Source organism: Sutterella massiliensis, assembly GCF_016899755.1.
Taxonomy (GTDB): domain Bacteria; phylum Pseudomonadota; class Gammaproteobacteria; order Burkholderiales; family Burkholderiaceae_F; genus Sutterella; species Sutterella massiliensis.
In genome coordinates this window covers 1-360 of record NZ_JACJJC010000338.1, presented here as the reverse complement: position 1 = coordinate 360, position 360 = coordinate 1, and the positions used below count along the sequence as shown (strand labels likewise).

The following is a 360-nucleotide window of genomic DNA, read 5'->3' as shown; positions in this document are numbered from 1 at the left end:
CAATTACAGAGGCGCCGTTCTGTGCGGCGACAATTGCCGTCGTTGCGCCGGCACCGCCGAAGCCGCAAACGACGACGTCGGCCGTCATATCCCATTTCTTGGGCATTTCCGAAGCGCTGGCCTGAACGGCATACGGCGCAGCGGCCGCAGCAACGGCACCCGTCACGGCACCCTTCAGGAACTCACGACGATTCGACATGGTGTTTTCTCCTTCTGCAATCCGCAGCAAAAAACCGACTGATTGACGACGTTCGCAGCGGAATGATTGTCGTTGTGCCGCCGACAGGTCTCGTCGACGGCGCTCTGGTCTGAGAAGGAGTTTAGAAAGGAACTAGGCCGTCATCATCGAGCAGACTGCCA

General features: G+C 58.9%; 1 protein-coding gene. It reads right to left on the bottom strand.

Features of this window, described 5'->3' with window-relative positions; genetic code table 11:
• A partial coding sequence (locus H6A60_RS12815; RefSeq protein WP_205105243.1) for a twin-arginine translocation signal domain-containing protein occupies positions 1 to 199 on the bottom strand: 199 nt, incomplete at its 3' end.
• Between the last annotated feature and the right edge of the window lie 161 nt (positions 200 to 360).